Below are 16,053 nucleotides of genomic sequence, written 5' to 3'. Positions count from 1 at the left end.
GATAGATGTGTAGTTAAACCAGAACTTATTTTAAAATTTTGAGGAGCGTGTATTAGTTAATGAAGAAGAAATTAGTATTAGGTATGGTATCAATGGTGGGTCTATTCAGCTTAGCAGCTTGTGGGAACTCTGCAAATGACGCCGTTGTTGAAACAAAAGCTGGAGATGTAACACAACAAGAACTTTACGATGCAATGAAAGATAAAGTCGGCGATCAATACGTGTCGCAATTAGCAATGACTAAGATTTTAGAGGACAAATATAAAGTGACAGACAAAGAAATCGATGCAGCTTACAAGACTTTTGAAGACCAATATGGTGATCAACTTGCAAGCATGTTACAACAAAGTGGTTACACGGAGAAAACATTCAAATCCGATTACCTGAAATTCGATCTTTTAAGTACAAAAGCAGCAGAAGCTTCTGTTGATACAAGCGATAAAGCATTAGAAGCATACTACAAAACTTGGAAACCAAATATTACTGTAGAACACATCTTAGTTGCTGATAAAGCAAAAGCTGACGATCTTCATAAGAAAGTAACAACTGGCGGTAACTTTGAAGAGCTAGCCAAAGCTAACTCTACAGATACTGGTTCTGCTACACAAGGTGGTAAACTTGCTCCATTCGGTCCTGGTAAAATGTTGCCTGAATTCGAAAAAGCAGCTTACGCTTTGAAAAACAAAGGTGACATCAGCCCAGTTGTTAAAACAGATGCTGGTTACCACATCATCAAAATGTTAGATCACCCAGAAAAAACTACTTTTGAGAAAGACAAAGAACAAGTGAAGAAAGACTACTTGGCATCAAAAGTAACTGCAGAAACAAAAACTGCCGCACTAGAAAAACTATACAAAAAAGCTGACGTTAAGATTGATGATAAAGATTTGAAAGACGCATTTAAACAATACGACGGTTCTGCGTCATCATCTAAATAATAACTATTGAGATTGAAAAGGTCTGAAATCCGCGATGGATTTCAGACCTTTTTGCTTATTTTTCAAGGATTGCGAAGTAGTTATTCTCGATATCTGCAAAATTAAAAACGCGACCAAAATTCGGTATATCTACCAGTTCACCGACTGTAATCCCTTTTGCTTTGAAATCCTCATACATAGCATCTAGATTTTTACCGTATAACAAGATTGATGGCGTGCCCAGATTCATTTCAGGTTGAGCCTTCCCTACTGCAACCTTATCTTGTAACACAAATGTCGTTGCAGAATCTTTCGCTGGTGCAATTTCAATCCAGCGCTCCGGTGCACCGGGTGCATTTTCAGATAGAATAACGAAGCCCACTTTTTCTGTCCAAAATTTCGCAAGTGCTTCTTGATCGTTGACGTAAAGCATTACTTGACCTATTTTATTAATCATTTCTTATTCCTCATTTCTTTGCTTTTTGATTGCCTGTTTAGTATAGCAAGATTTGTTGCTAGATTCAAAAAATAAAATTAGTGAAGCTAGTAATCACTTCCTGTATCGTGCCTACTAGCTTTGGCCCCAGCTTCACGGACGTTTCTACTTTTCATTCAAAAATTTGGATTATAGAACGATCGATTATCCAAGCCAAACACTCGCTCTGAGAACTCGCCTGGTTTCGTATGACGCAATGCTTTGTCCATCATATTCATCGATGCATCCATCAAATCAATCTGATGCAGAATTTCAGCCTCTCTCACAAGCGGAGGTTTAGGACTACCCCACTCACCTTTACCATGATGGCTCAACAGGACGTGCTTCAATATCACAACTTCCTCACCATCAATGCCTAACTCGTCAGCCATCTTACTCACTTCTTCTACGACAATCGAAATATGTCCAATCAAATTTCCTTCCAATGTATACGTAGTAGAAATGGGACCTGAAAGCTCAATTACCTTTCCAAGATCATGCAAAATCACACCTGCATACAATAAATCCCGATTCACCGTTGGGTACAAATCCGCAATAGACTTTGCCAAGCGTAACATTGATACCACGTGAAAACTGAGTCCAGAAACAAATTCATGATGGTGACGTACCGCTGCTGGATAATCAAAAAAAATCATCCTGATACTTCTTCAAAAGCGACCGTGTAATCCGCTGTAAATTCGCGTTTTGCATCTCAAAAATATATTTTGTAACCTCTTCACTCATCTCCGTTTTATCAATCGGAGCCGTTTCCATAAACTGACCAATGCTTACACCATCAATTCCTGATGACTGCCTAATTTGGCGAATTTTCAACTGCTTTCTACCACGGTAATTCTGTACTTCACCGACGATATTGACAATATTTTGACTCGCATAATTCTCTTCATCACTATCCGAAATGTCCCACAGTTTCGCCTCTAGTTCTCCCGATTTATCTTGTAAAACTAACGATAAAAAAGGCTTACCATTGCTCGCGATTCCCCTCGTACTCGATTTAATTAATAAAAACAAATCTAGTCCTTCTCCAACTTCATAATCCAATAATCTCTTATCCATCTTCAGGTCGCCTTCTTTCTCCTATTCCATTTTCGCCTCTCTTTTACCACTCTAGTATAGCATGTGTTGCGCTTCCTTGGAAAAATATTTACTAAGTTGCTTATGACATGTAAAAAAGATAATCTGATTATCCTGCCGTATGTCCTGCAACAATATCATAATTTCCTCCAAACGTGCTTCATCAAAATTTACAAAGCTATCATCGATAATAATCGGCAAGCGTTGTTCACCATGCAACATTTGAATCACCGCAAACCGAATTGCCAAGTACAATTGTTCCTTCGTCGCTTGACTCAGCTCCTCTGGAAAGAATCGCATCCCATCGTGACGTTCCACTTGCAACCTATTTTCCACAAATCGGACTTGCTTATAATTACCTTTTGAAAGTAAATGAAAGAAATGCGTCGCGCGCGTTAAAACTTTTGGTAATTTCTCCTCCTGCAATTTACGCATAATTTGGCCAACCATTTCCTTCGCCAACTTCACACGAATCCATTCCTTCGCTAGCTCTTGAAAAGTCTCTTGCTCCGAATAAAAATGTTGCATCCGATCCGAGAAACTTTGTCCATCCTCAAGCGCATCCCTTGCCAATTCATTCTCGACAATCATCTTATTATAACGATCCAAATCCGCATCCAACATTCGTAATCTGTCTTTGCGCGCCAGCACTTGCGTACTAATCTCGCTCTCATGCTGAACCTCTGCCAACATTTCCAAGTGCACATCCGTAATTTGCGCTCGAAGCAAAACAGCCCGTTCCTGCCATTTCCACTGTTGCTCTACTTGCAATCCTTTCTGCCGGAAAAACTCTTCATTCTTCACATTCGCAGCCTTTAACAATTCCGACTTATCCAATGCTATCGAAGCCTTTTCACGCTCCAAAATAGCAATCTGATTTCGTAATTGCTCCTCTTTTTCCTGTGACTTCGCAATTTCTGCAACAAACGATTTCCGCGTCTTACGCTTTGTCCTAAGTTGCATCACCTGCTCATCTATAGGCAATGATTCGAGTCCTAATTCTTGCTCCAACTCTCCAAGCTTCGACGTCCATGTAGCCACTTTCTTTTCTAAAACTCGCGCTTCATTCGTAGCCTTTGTCTTGTTCTCTATCCCCAGCCTAACCTCACGCCAAACAAACAAAATACTCTCCAAGCGTTTCCCGGAAAAATCATTCGGCAAGAAAAATAACTCTCGATATACCTGCCATTTAGCGTCCAAATCCGCATCAACTATTCGCAATTCTCGCAACCGCTCCTCCAATTGTCCCAACTGTACCGTCAAATAATCCATTTCGTCGTAGCACTTTTTAAGTGCAACTCTCGCTTGCTTTTGCTCCAAAAAAGCGCCATAATACATCGGGTCATAATTGCTCTTCACCAACAGCTTCTTAGTAAACCTAACCCAAACAATAACTGCTCCAGCCAAAAATAGCGCCGCCATACCATATAAAATAACCCACTGTAGCACAACAGCTACAACTAAACATACTAAAAATACCGCAGATAATCCCAAAGCCAGCGTAGGGGATACCGCTTTCTTCCTTGTTTCTTGCCGCTCTAATCTCTGTTGTGCTTCTTGAAACTTAGCCGAAGACCATAGTCCCTGTTCTAAATTCTCGCACTGTTTCTGGAGTTGTGCCAATTCGTTGTTCTTCCATGACTCCTGTTGTTGCAACTCAGCAACTTGAAGCTGATTCCGTTCTGCTTCCTGTTGTAAATTCGCCAAGTCATGCTCTATAGAAACATCCAGTTGCATCGCTAAAATATCATCATCCTCAGGAATTACCTTCACCGCATCCAATGATACAAACTGTTGTGCCTCCTTCTGATTCAAGTAACGAATCTCTTGCTCTAGCTCACTAACATGTCTTTGCCATTCCTGAAAAAGCGGCCACTCCTCCAATAATCCATCCACTTTCTCCGCATCTGACTCACTCCACAACTCATTCGTTCGCTGTTGTTCGACAAGCTGTACTAAATGCTCCTGCCACTGAATGAGTTGTGCATTCAGTTCCTTCTCTCTCGCCACCAAATGCTCCAGCCGAACAACACCATTTGCTGGAAAGTCCAAATCTCCCAACTGTGCCATTTGCTTCCTTAAGAACTGCCACTCTTCATAAATTGGCCAAATCTTGAGTAAGGTTTCTTCCTGCTCCACTTCAAGTCGAAGTTCCTGTCTCTGCGCATGCACTCTAGCAACACCGTCTTGCGCCTCTTCCAAATCACTCAAAATGCGCAAATACTGTTGGTTGTTTCGCTTTCCATCTTGATAAGTAGCAAATGACTGCTTCACCTTTTGCAACTGCCGATTCAGCTTCGGGTTTTTCCCACTCGGCTTAAAGAGTTCATCCAGTCTCTTTTGCAAGCGCTCCTCTGCTCGAATCAAAACATCCGAACCAATCGTCCCAGTTGCCAATAGATACCTCTCAAAATCTACTTCCTTTAAGTTCTGCACATTTTGTAAACCATGGATATCAAAAGAAAAAATAGATTGATAGCGCGCTCGGTCCATCCCACCAAGTATTTGTTCCAATTCAGCATCTGCTCCAGTCGATCCATCCTCAAAATAAACGATCACATCTCCTGTTGCCTTACCACGTAATCGCTCTACAGTAACCTGGCCAAACACCGTATCCTCCAACACCAATTTTCCACCGTAAGCTCCCTTATTCTTAGGCTCCATTCGCGGTAAACTTTGTTGCTTTGTCGGGAAACCAAATAAGATACTGTGAATAAAAGCCATAATTGTTGACTTTCCAGCCTCATTTAATCCAAAAAACAATTGAAAATCCTGCAAGTTCTCTATTGTTTTTCCTTCCCATTTACCATATCCAATAATCTCCAATGCATTAATTCTCATTTGATGTCACCCTTTAACTGTTCCAACATATTTTCTAACAAACTAGCTGAATCTTCAACAAGTGCCTCGCGCTCTAATCCATCCAGATCTTCTAAAAAGCGACTCGTTGCACCATTTGCAAATAAACTTTCTGTTGTCTGATAAAAAGCACTTTCCTGCTTCAAAGCTTCTTTCGCCATCTCCCATTCCGCCACCAACCCCGAGGAGGCCAGCCAATCAGTATCCTGCTTCACTACCTCATAAGCCACGCGCATCACCCAAACAAAATTCGGCTCATCTATCCATAGCTCCTGTAACGTATCTAGCCATTCACCACTATCCATACGCTGCTTCACGTCACTACTAAGCGCAACCTCCGATTTCACAACGAGTGATAGTAAAACTGCCTTATCCGCCCTCTTAGCTTCTTTCACCGCCTGCATCAGCAATTGAAAAAGCCCCGAAAAATCTACTTCTGTTCGAATTTCAAGTCTTCTCTCTTCCCAAATAATTGGTGCTGTATCGACAAAAGTCAACTCTGTGCCAGTTTCACGTAGTGAGACAAGCGTAACACCTTTTTCTCCAGCTTCTTTACGATGCCGCCCTTGAATATTTCCCGGGAAATAAATCATTGGCTCCTCTGCTAAAACTTGCCGTAAATGGATATGTCCCAGTGCCCAATAATCCATTTGTTTCATATCATTCACTCGAAATGGAGCATAAACATCCTGCATTGGATTCCCGGTCATCTCCGAACCATGTAACAAACCGATATGAAAATCAGCCTCACCCATACGTTCATAGTTCTTGTAAACCGCTTCTCGAACATGACGTTCACCATAACTAAAGCCATATAAATTCGCTGTACTTCCACGTGAACTCGTAAACTGATAACACTCTAGCTCTGTATCAAAAACCGTTACATTATCAGGTAATTTCAGTCGGTCCTGATACTTCGCTATATAATCATGATTTCCATGTATCATATAAACAGGAATTCCACTTTTATTCAATCGCTCCATTTCCCGATAAAACCGAGCCTGTGCCTTGATACTCTGATCTTCTTCATCATATATATCACCAGCAATAATCACAAAATCAACCATTTCTTCTATCGCCACATCGACACTTTTAGTAAACGATACAAAAGTGCTGTCCTTTAACTGTCTAAAAACCACATCCGGTAACTGCTTTAAACCTAAAAACGGGCTATCCAAATGTAGATCAGCCATATGTACAAACCTTACCTCTTTCATTATAGCCCTCCTAATTTACGAATATACGTTCTATTATAACCTGAAATCCCTTATCACACAACGAAATCCCACTTAACAGAAATAAATTTTTACAAAAGTCTCCCAATTGTTAAGAAAACATGATATTCTAAACGTATTAAACCCACAGGAGGTAACGGGCCTGGGACAAAATATATTTCTAACCAAAAATAAGCAAGATATCACGGATTCTTTTTTCGGGTAAGACGTATACATTGCTTCACATAAATCGATCGAAAGCGTTTGTATTCAAGGGATTTGGAAGGATTACATGCTCGCTTTGCTCTCATGCATATTGGGACTGTAACTCATTCCATTTCGAACAGTCCCAACAATGCTACACCAGCCGCCCTGAAAGCCGCTGAAATCCTTCAAAAATAAAAAAAAGCCGTACAAAGCTCTTAACTAGAAGCTCATGTACGGCATTTTTTGTCTACTTATTTTTCTTTCACATCATATAATTCTTGTAGCGGAGTCATAATAATGCGGTTTAAATCATTAATAATCAAGCTCATTGCTTGCTCTTTTTCCATTAAATTCGTGATAGCAGCATTGCTTTGAACTTCCTCAGCAACTTCTTGCGCTAAATCAATTGTCTCATCATCAATTTCTTGGCCACTCATTTGTTTCTCTTGAATTGTTACCTGTACTTCGCGAAAACGATCAAATTTCACTTTTGCCTCAGCATCTGCGTTTACATCCGCATACGCTTGCTTCAAATTTGTAAATTGTTCTGTTTCGCGAATACCACGCTCTAAATCGTTTGCAATGTCATAAATATTGATAGTCATCTTACGTTCCTCCATATATCCGAATTTTTCTTCCATCCTCACTATATCAAATTTCGCAAGTAAGGGCAAAGGTTAAAACCAAATGGCAATAATGCCTTGAAGTACTCCGATAAATCCGCCTAAAAAGCCTCCTAAATAAGTAATCATTTTTAGCTCTTTTCCCGAGATATCAAGCACAATCTGTTCCATTTCACGCAATGAAAAAGCCTCAATCTGATGTTGTACCATGGTTCCAATCTCAAGACGCTTCATCACTTCTGCACTGTGTTCACTAGCAAAATGTAACACCGTATCTATCAAAAACGGCACCACTTTGTCCAAAATATCCTGCTCATACGGACGAATCCAATCTTGAACTGGCATATCCAGCCACTTCTCCAGCTGCACTGTGCGCATAATTTCCGCAATCAACTGCTCTGAAAACTGCTCCTGCTTGTCGACTGGCATCACATCCACCAATGCACGCTCCGAAAACTGTTGCCATTCTGATACAATCAATGCTTCCAAAACAGCCTCTGTCTCAGATTTACCAAGAAATTTTAAAACCTCTTTTTGCATCCGTGTCACAAATGTATCATTATTCAAGAAAAGTCCAACCATCCCGCCAACTTTGCCACGATCCGCCAAAATTCGCTCAATCATCGACTTAATCTGGAATTTCCCAGCATCACTCGCCGTAAACATACTAATCTTTTGCAGCGTTTGGGCAGAAATAGCAGGAATTTTTCGAGCTAGCTCTGCGTGTACCACATCTGGTAACACTTTTTTCACCGCCAACTCATTTCGCTTGGCAAAAAACTGGGTCAGTTGCCCCTTCAGAACCATCGCGATTTTATCATTCGCTGTATCTCCAATAGCCGTCATATCCCACTGCGTCAAGAGCTCTCTCGGTGTCGTACGAACCGCAAGTTGCTCCCTAACCAGCGCATTAGCCGTTGTCACAAGCTCCGTGCGCAAATCTTCACTTGCAAGCTTTTCCTGCACCGCCTCATTCGTCAACAAATGTTTTGCGACCACTTCGCCGATTTTTACCGCCAATTCCTCACGTCGCTTCGGAATAACACCCGGTGTAAACGGAATTCGCCATTTCCCAATATATTTTGCCTCAAACGGTCTAAAAAGCATTCGAATCGCAATAAAATTCGTCGCAGCACCAATAAATACTCCAACAATCACCATAAATATAATCGTCATCCAATCGCTCAAAATAGCGTCACCTTCTAATTTCCATGTCGTGTTATCATCTTACGGCATTTTTGCCCGCTATACAATGGTTTCACTGCAATTTCAGCCTAAAGTATGATTACTCCAAATTCGTCATTTTAATGGATTAATCCACATGTCAAACTGCTCTTCCGTGACAAATCCCGACCGATTCGCCGCCTCTTTTAGCGATAAATTTTCTGCAAACGCCGTCTTGGCAATTTTCGCCGCTTTCTCATAGCCTATATGTGGATTGAGCGCTGTCACAAGCATCAATGAGCGATCAACCAACTCCTGCATCACTGCTTCGTTAGCCTCTAATCCTTCCAAACAGTGCACTCTAAACGAACGCATTCCATCGGTTAGCAATCGCACTGATTGCAAGAAATTATAAATAATAACCGGCTTATATACATTTAACTCAAAATTCCCTTGGCTCGCTGCTACATTAATCGTCGTATCATTGCCCATCACCTGTACCGCAACCATCGTCAATGCCTCACATTGCGTTGGGTTCACTTTTCCAGGCATAATTGAACTCCCAGGTTCATTCGCTGGAATTGTCAACTCACCGATTCCACTACGCGGCCCACTCGCCAAAAATCTAACATCATTCGCAATCTTCATCAAATCAGCCGCCAAAGCGCGTACAGCACCATGCACAAAACTAATCTCACTATGACTTGTTAATGCGTAAAATTTATTCGATGCCGAACGAAACTTGTGTCCTGTATCAGCCTCCAAGTGTTTAGCTACACGATCTCCAAAGTCCGCCGTTGCATTGAGTCCAGTCCCAACCGCCGTACCGCCAATTGCCAATTCCAACAAATGATCACTACTTTGCGCGATAAATTTCTCTGCATGCACAATCATACTCTCCCAGCCACTAATCTCTTGACCTAGCGTAAGCGGCGTTGCATCCTGTAAATGCGTCCGACCAATTTTGACCATTCGCCAATATTTCTCTTTCTTCTCCGTAAGTACTTGTCGCATCGCATTTAGCTCTGGCACCAGCTGCTCAACAATTGCCTCATATGCCGCAATATGCATTGCCGTCGGGAACGTATCATTTGAACTCTGCGACATATTCACATCATCATTCGGATGCACCGACTCCCCAGCAATATGCGCCACAACCTCATTTACATTCATATTTGACTGCGTACCACTCCCAGTTTGCCAAACCACAAGCGGAAAATGCTCATCCAGATTCCCAGCGACTATTTCGTCACACACACCTGAAATCGCACGCGCTTTCTCCTCACTAAGTTTTCCAAGATCAGCATTACTCCAAGCTGCCGCCTTCTTCAACCTAGCAAAAGCCCGCACAATCTCACTCGGCATCCGCTCCTCACCAATTTTAAAATTCTGCCGGCTCCGCTCCGTTTGCGCCCCCCAAAATTTATCCTCAGCAACAGCAATCTCACCAATCGTATCCCGTTCCATTCTCACCATAGTAAAAAGTCCCCCTTCAAAATTATGTATCTTCCTCCATCCTACCAACAAAAAAGACCCAAAGCAACAATCCGCTTTGAGTCCTTAGTAATTATTTAGTTGCCAAACGAATCAAGGATATTGTTAAATCCATCTGCAATCTGACCACCAATTTCTCTCGCTTTCTCAGCGCCTTTTTTGATAGTTTCACCGGCACCTTTCGCCGAATCCTTAATAGATCCCCAGAAATCACCCGCTTGCTCAGATACAGCATTCTCCTTATTCTTTTCTTCCGTTTTTACCGATGCGCTCTTTGTTCCAAAATCAACAGGTTTTTGATACTTCAACCCGCTCTTCATCACATAGTGCGCAAGTGAAGCCACACCATCAGAACTTGTCGTTTTCAAATAGTGCGCTTCGTCCGTTTTATCAAAGCCAATCCAGACAGAGCCGACTAAGTTTGGTGTATAACCAACGAACCACTGATCCTTCGTGCCATCCGTCGTAAATGGTACTTGTGTCGACCCCGTTTTACCAGCCATTTCATAGCCAGAAACGCCAGCATTTTCACCAGTACCACCATTATTAATAACATCAATTAGCATCGAAGTCATATCTGTCGAAACTTTCTTAGAAATAATTTGTTTCGTTGATGCCTCGTTCTCATACACTACTTTCCCCGTAGGATCAACAATTTTACGAATAATATGAGATTCTGGTTTTGCGCCATCATTGGCAAATGTTGCATACGCTGTCGCTAATTCCATTGGTGATACGCCTTTATTTAAACCACCGAGCGTCAAACCAAGATACTCATCTTCTTTCGTCAACTGAATCCCAAAGCGTTTTACCGAGTCGACACCTTTTTGTAAGCCAATTTTATCAAGAAGCCATACTGCTGGCGCGTTAATCGACTTTGCTACTGCTGTATACATTGGAACTTCACCGCGATAAACACCACCTACATTAGTCGGCGTATATTTGCCATACGTCGTCTTCTCATCCTGCAACATATCGTCTACTTTCCAACCTTCTTCAAGCGCTGGAACATAGCTCGCAAGGGGTTTCATCGTTGAACCCGGCTGAGCTTTCATCTGTGTGGCACGGTTAAATCCACGGAAAACATGTTTGCCACGACCACCAACAAGTGCACGAACTCCACCACTCTCTGGGTCCATCAGGACAGCTCCGCCTTGTACAAGGGTGCCGTCAGCCGAGTTTGATGGGAATAAACTATCATTTTCAAACGTGCTTTCGAGTGCCGCTTGATAATTCTGATCGAGCTCTGTATAGATTTGATAGCCTTTTTTCATGATATCATCTTGCGTCAGGTCGGTTTCTTTCAAAGCTTCATTAATGACAGCATCGGTATACCACGGGTAGTGATAGTTATCTGGATCCTTCGATTTATCCGTCAATACGAGCTTCGTCGCTTGGTATTCTTTCATTTGTTCCTTCGTAATCTTACCATTTGTGTACATCGCACCTAGCACGATATTGCGTCTATTTATTGCCTTATCTGCGTGCGTATACGGGTCATAGGCAGACGGCGCTTGCAGAAGCCCAGCAATTGTCGCAGCCTGTGGAATCGTTAACTCAGAAGCACTCGTTCCAAAATATTTCAGCGCAGCATTTTCCACACCCCACTCATTATTGCCAAAGTAGGACGTATTTAAATACATCTCTAAAATTTCATCCTTCGTATACGTCTTTTCGATTTCGCGCGCCATAAATAGCTCTTTCGCTTTTCGCGTAAAAGTCTGATCCTGCGTCAAGAGCGCATTTTTTGCTACCTGCTGGGTAATTGTACTACCACCACCCGTAATGCTTCCTGTCGTGGCAAGTCCCCAAACAGATCGGAAAATCCCCTTTATATCGAAACCACCATGTTCATAAAATCGTTTATCTTCAATTGAAATAACAGCATTTTGTAGATTCGGTGACATGTCTTTGATACTAATAAATGTAGCATCCGACGCAGAGAGTTCACCCGCTTTATCATTATCCTTATCATAAATAACTGTCGTCGTTTCAAGTCCCTTTTTTAAGGCATCGATGTCGGCTGACTTGGCCACAATGACCAGCGATACAATAAAAATCAGTATACATGTCAAACCAATAAGTGTTATAAATTTTCCGATATGCTTATTTTTCCAAAAACGGCGGAATTTACGCCAACCGATCCCCAACCACTTCTTTAGAAAGAGCAAGAAGCTTTTTAAATAGGTCAAGATAGTTTTGTTCTCATTATTCACGCATATCTCCTAGCTTTCTACATTAGTTTTGTTAGTTAAACTCAGTTGTATACACCCATTTTACGGCAAAAGACCGAATCGCGCCACCAACTTTAGACCGATTTCCACAACCTCATTCTAATTATACACAATTTCGTAACAATATTTACGCTTTTTTAATTTTATTTTCGAAATGAGGTTTTTGTCTTTTCATACGGGGTATTTACCTACTGTTAACGGGAAAGGCTAAACGAATGAATCGTATATATCACCACGTCTTCCATAAAAGGCGTTATTACCTGCTTTCATTTAGACCTAGTTGAAATAACGCACATTCGCATTTTTTCAGTCTAAAGAGCAAGAAAGGATTTGGAGCATGAAGAAGAAACTTATTTACTTCCTATCACAAAGACACATTCGCAGTTCCATAGCAGAAGCTTGGGCCTCAAAACTCACCATCAGCAATGCTCAATTTATTAGCGGCTCTTGGTGTCACACACAGACATCGCCATTTGTCGCAGATGCCCTTCTAGAGTATGCCATGGAACCACCTGCAACAATGCCCGTAACTCCTAGCCAAAAATTATTAACCGAGGCTGACTTAATTGTCACAATCTACGACTCCGCCACTGAACTTGCCCCAGGATTTCCAGAAGAACTGAGTGATAAAATTGTTTACTGGGACATCAAAGACCCAGAACTAAGCCCAGATGCACCTGTAAAATGGGCATATTATCAGGAGGTATGCGACAGTATCGCGGCATCCGTTAAAGGTTTAGAAAAATCATTGCTCTAAATTGCTAATCTCACTAGCCACCGTATTCTGATACGCTTGCTAGCGGGATTTTTATTATCCAACGTATAATGAAAGGAAGAGGTGAAATCTGATGGATAATTATGAGGACCTAAAAAAAGGCGAACGGGGCGCATGGCTTAGTATCATTGTTTACATTTTCTTGGCAACACTCAAAATTGTCATTGGATTTCTAGGTCATTCTGATGCGCTACAAGCCGATGGACTAAATAACACAACCGATATAATCGCCTCTGTAGCCTTGCTTATCGGCTTAAAAATTTCACGTATCCCACCAGATGAAGATCATCTATACGGTCACCGGCGCACAGAAACGATTAGTTCCTTAATCGCTTCCTTCATTATGTTTCTTGTGGGTATTCAAGTTATATGGCAAGCATTTCTCGCATTCATTCATCAAGAATTTGCCACTCCCTCTTCTCTCACAGCAATTATGGCTCTATTTTCAGGCATTGTCATGTATATCGTATACTTAATTAACAGTAAACTCGCGAAAAAAAATAGATAGTTTAGCCGTCAAAGCAGCAGCCTACGATAATCGTTCAGATGCGTACGTCAGTTTTGGAACGTGTATCGGTATAACTGGCGCCATAATTGGGATTACATGGCTAGATAATATCACTGCATTTCTCGTAGGCATACTCATCATCTACACCGCTTGGAAAATATTTTACGATGCGGCACACACGCTCACCGATGGCTTTGATATTGGTAAAATAGAGTCCATCCACACTATCATCGCAAACGTCTCTCAAGTCCACCAAGTTTTAGATATTAAAGCACGCATGAACGGCAATAGAATCTGGATTGACGCAACGATTTCTGTCAAAGCTGATTTAAGCGTTGCCGAAAGCCACACTATCACAGAAAAAATTGAAACTGCAATCCGAGAAACCTATCCAAACGCTTACACCCTCGTTCATATCGAGCCTTATTTCGATAACCATATAACTAAATAAACTGTAAAAATTTAGAGTAAATATAAGTTCTTGTTCGCTTGTTTTATTCTCACATTTGACTTATAATTTAGATTAAGTATACTCGTTGGGAGGGAAAAACACGGTGGGGCAGACAAACTAAAAATATATACAAAACGAAACAATAATATAAATTGTTGCTGTCTCGTGTTTCCTTGCTGAATGGATAAACCTTCTTGGACAAACACAAACACAGCACAAAAACTTTAGAACCCATAGGAGGTGTTCGCCATTTCTGGTGCTTTACCAGGAATGGCCATTCATTGATATTAACCACTAAATTTTTAATTATTGCTTTACTAATTGCAATTTCCGCATTTTTTGTCGCGACCGAGTTCGCCATCGTAAAAATGCGCCCAAGCCGTTTGGACCAACTGATTTCAGAAGGTAACAAACGTGCGAATTTAGCAAAACATATATATGCACATATGAACGCATATCTCTCTGCCTGTCAATTAGGTATTACAATTAGCTCTCTTGGACTTGGTTGGTTAGGAGAATCAACAGTGGAGGCAGCACTACATCCACTTTTTGTGATGTTTGAATTGCCAAGCTCTGTAACGTCTGTACTTTCTTTCACCATTGCATTTATCCTAATTACCTTCTTGCATGTGGTTGTTGGAGAACTCGTTCCAAAAACATTAGCTATCGACAAAACAGAAGCTGTCGCACTTGCTGTTGCGCGCCCGCTTCATATCTTCTATAAAGTTATGTTTCCATTCATCTGGCTTTTAAATGAATCAGCGGTGGTTATCGCGAAAATGTTCGGATTAGAACCAGCTACAGATCATGAAATCGCCCATACGGAAGAAGAATTACGGATTATCGTTGGCGAAAGTTACAAGAGTGGTGAAATCAACCAATCTGAATTTAGCTATGTTAATAAGATTTTCGATTTCGATGAACGCATGGCGAAAGAAATTATGATTCCGCGTACAGAAATTGTTACTGTAGATACTGGTGGCACGATTGCCGATTTATCTGACATCATGAAATACGAGCGCTACACACGCTATCCAGTTATTGAAGGCGACAAAGACCACATTATTGGCGTACTAAACTTGAAAGAAATTCTTTCGGCATATGTCGAAAATGGCTCTGATGCGGCATTCAGTATTGACCCTTATGTTAAACCAATTATACGCGTGATTGAAACGATTCCAATTAAAGAATTACTCATCCGAATGCAACGCGAACGTTCGCATATCGCGATTCTATTAGATGAATATGGTGGAACATCTGGACTCGTAACAGTTGAGGATATTGTCGAGGAGATCGTTGGTGACATTCGTGATGAATTTGATGCTGATGAAATCCCAGAAATCCGTAAAATTAAGGACGGTCACTTCATTATTGATGCTAAAGTGTTGATTGACCAAGTTAACAACATGCTTGGCACGAATATCGAAGAAGAAGAGGTCGATACAATCGGAGGCTGGTTCCTGACACATAATTACGAAGTTGAAGTTGGTGATGAGATTGAAAATAACGGCTATACTTTCCGCGTGAAAGAGGCTGAACCACATCACATTTCCTACATCGAAGTTTTCAAAAAAGAAAAGCATCAAGAAACACCCGAAGCATAAGAAAATCCCGAAATCCAACACAAACGGATTTCGGGATTTTTTAATTTTTAGCAACTAATTCTATCTTCATTCGATCTGGTCCCTCTGCAAATACGGCATAATAATTCGGCCCGCCAGCAAAAGGATGACGATCTTCATACAAAATTGGAATACCTTGCACGCGGAACCGTTCTGTCCAAGCATCAACATCCGCACGCGTCTCCACATGAAACGCCAGGTGATTCAATCCGGTTTGACCACGGTGATATCCAGCATCCAGAAATCGTGCCTCTGTCTGTACAAAAACCAAATACGTCTCTCCATACATCCAACTGACGCCTTTTCCCCACTCCGAGTAAAGCGAATAACCAAGCCCTTCCAACAAATCATCCCAAAACAATCGAGCTTCTTCCAAATTCGAAACATTTACCTCCACATGATGCAACATATACTC

Annotated in this window: 11 protein-coding genes and 2 pseudogenes; 4 read left to right on the top strand and 9 right to left on the bottom strand. The window is 41.4% G+C overall.

The window, feature by feature from the left end; all coding sequences use genetic code 11:
* Positions 1-59 precede the first annotated feature (59 nt).
* Positions 60-938 (top strand): peptidylprolyl isomerase, encoded by an 879-nt coding sequence (locus PROCOU_RS06190; RefSeq protein ID WP_036070542.1) that lies wholly within the window; start codon positions 60-62, stop codon positions 936-938.
* Positions 939-993: 55 nt separating this feature from the next.
* Here the strand turns inward: PROCOU_RS06190 and PROCOU_RS06185 are convergent, their stop codons facing one another.
* The 8 genes and pseudogenes from PROCOU_RS06185 to PROCOU_RS06150 form a co-directional block, all read right to left on the bottom strand.
* Complete coding sequence (locus tag PROCOU_RS06185; protein ID WP_036070540.1) at positions 994-1,374, bottom strand: VOC family protein; 381 nt, start codon at positions 1,372-1,374, stop codon at positions 994-996.
* Between the two features lie 155 nt (positions 1,375-1,529).
* A pseudogene (gene yhaM, locus PROCOU_RS06180) lies at positions 1,530-2,469 on the bottom strand (3'-5' exoribonuclease YhaM).
* A 51-nt stretch (positions 2,470-2,520) separates the two neighbouring features.
* On the bottom strand, positions 2,521-5,328 hold the full coding sequence (locus PROCOU_RS06175; RefSeq protein ID WP_036070538.1) for an ATP-binding protein: 2,808 nt from the start codon (positions 5,326-5,328) through the stop codon (positions 2,521-2,523).
* The gene (locus PROCOU_RS06170; protein WP_036070536.1) at positions 5,325-6,563 is read right to left on the bottom strand and encodes a metallophosphoesterase family protein; all 1,239 of its coding nucleotides are present in this window, start codon (positions 6,561-6,563) and stop codon (positions 5,325-5,327) included. Before PROCOU_RS06170 ends, PROCOU_RS06175 begins: the two co-directional genes overlap by 4 nt.
* A gap of 455 nt (positions 6,564-7,018) precedes the next feature.
* Positions 7,019-7,372 (bottom strand): YlbF/YmcA family competence regulator, encoded by a 354-nt coding sequence (locus PROCOU_RS06165; RefSeq protein WP_036070534.1) that lies wholly within the window; start codon positions 7,370-7,372, stop codon positions 7,019-7,021.
* Positions 7,373-7,444: 72 nt separating this feature from the next.
* On the bottom strand, positions 7,445-8,578 hold the full coding sequence (locus tag PROCOU_RS06160) for a DUF445 domain-containing protein (RefSeq protein WP_051994230.1): 1,134 nt from the start codon (positions 8,576-8,578) through the stop codon (positions 7,445-7,447).
* A gap of 111 nt (positions 8,579-8,689) precedes the next feature.
* The gene (fumC, locus tag PROCOU_RS06155; RefSeq protein ID WP_036070531.1) at positions 8,690-10,030 is read right to left on the bottom strand and encodes a class II fumarate hydratase; all 1,341 of its coding nucleotides are present in this window, start codon (positions 10,028-10,030) and stop codon (positions 8,690-8,692) included.
* Positions 10,031-10,125: 95 nt separating this feature from the next.
* Positions 10,126-12,264: a transglycosylase domain-containing protein gene (locus PROCOU_RS06150; RefSeq protein ID WP_036070528.1), complete on the bottom strand. Its 2,139-nt coding sequence runs from the start codon at positions 12,262-12,264 to the stop codon at positions 10,126-10,128.
* 355 nt (positions 12,265-12,619) lie between these two features.
* Between PROCOU_RS06150 and PROCOU_RS06145 the strand changes: the two genes are divergently transcribed.
* From PROCOU_RS06145 to PROCOU_RS06135, 3 genes and pseudogenes are all read left to right on the top strand, one after another.
* Entirely contained in the window at positions 12,620-13,039 is a 420-nt protein-coding gene (locus PROCOU_RS06145; protein ID WP_036070525.1) for a low molecular weight phosphatase family protein, read from the top strand.
* Positions 13,040-13,130: 91 nt separating this feature from the next.
* Positions 13,131-14,016 (top strand): annotated as a pseudogene (locus PROCOU_RS06140) (cation diffusion facilitator family transporter).
* A 281-nt stretch (positions 14,017-14,297) separates the two neighbouring features.
* On the top strand, positions 14,298-15,620 hold the full coding sequence (locus PROCOU_RS06135; protein WP_036070522.1) for a hemolysin family protein: 1,323 nt from the start codon (positions 14,298-14,300) through the stop codon (positions 15,618-15,620).
* A gap of 40 nt (positions 15,621-15,660) precedes the next feature.
* On the opposite strand, the gene PROCOU_RS06130 is transcribed toward PROCOU_RS06135, so the two are convergent.
* Positions 15,661-16,047, bottom strand: a complete 387-nt coding sequence (locus PROCOU_RS06130) for a VOC family protein (protein ID WP_036070520.1) — start codon at positions 16,045-16,047, stop codon at positions 15,661-15,663.
* Between the last annotated feature and the right edge of the window lie 6 nt (positions 16,048-16,053).

It is taken from the genome of Listeria rocourtiae FSL F6-920 (genome assembly GCF_000525975.1).
Classification (GTDB): Bacteria; Bacillota; Bacilli; order Lactobacillales; family Listeriaceae; genus Listeria_A; species Listeria_A rocourtiae.
Note: the sequence above shows the minus strand (reverse complement) of the source record. Positions and strands in the feature narration are given on the sequence as shown.

Coding starts and splice junctions, on each gene's coding strand:
- fumC (WP_036070531.1), bottom strand. CDS start 10,030: ATGGTGAGAATGGAACGGGATACGATTGGTGAGATTGCTGTTGCTGAG.
- PROCOU_RS06145 (WP_036070525.1), top strand. CDS start 12,620: ATGAAGAAGAAACTTATTTACTTCCTATCACAAAGACACATTCGCAGT.
- PROCOU_RS06190 (WP_036070542.1), top strand. CDS start 60: ATGAAGAAGAAATTAGTATTAGGTATGGTATCAATGGTGGGTCTATTC.
- PROCOU_RS06165 (WP_036070534.1), bottom strand. CDS start 7,372: ATGACTATCAATATTTATGACATTGCAAACGATTTAGAGCGTGGTATT.
- PROCOU_RS06130 (WP_036070520.1), bottom strand. CDS start 16,047: ATGTTGCATCATGTGGAGGTAAATGTTTCGAATTTGGAAGAAGCTCGA.
- PROCOU_RS06170 (WP_036070536.1), bottom strand. CDS start 6,563: ATGAAAGAGGTAAGGTTTGTACATATGGCTGATCTACATTTGGATAGC.
- PROCOU_RS06175 (WP_036070538.1), bottom strand. CDS start 5,328: ATGAGAATTAATGCATTGGAGATTATTGGATATGGTAAATGGGAAGGA.
- PROCOU_RS06185 (WP_036070540.1), bottom strand. CDS start 1,374: ATGATTAATAAAATAGGTCAAGTAATGCTTTACGTCAACGATCAAGAA.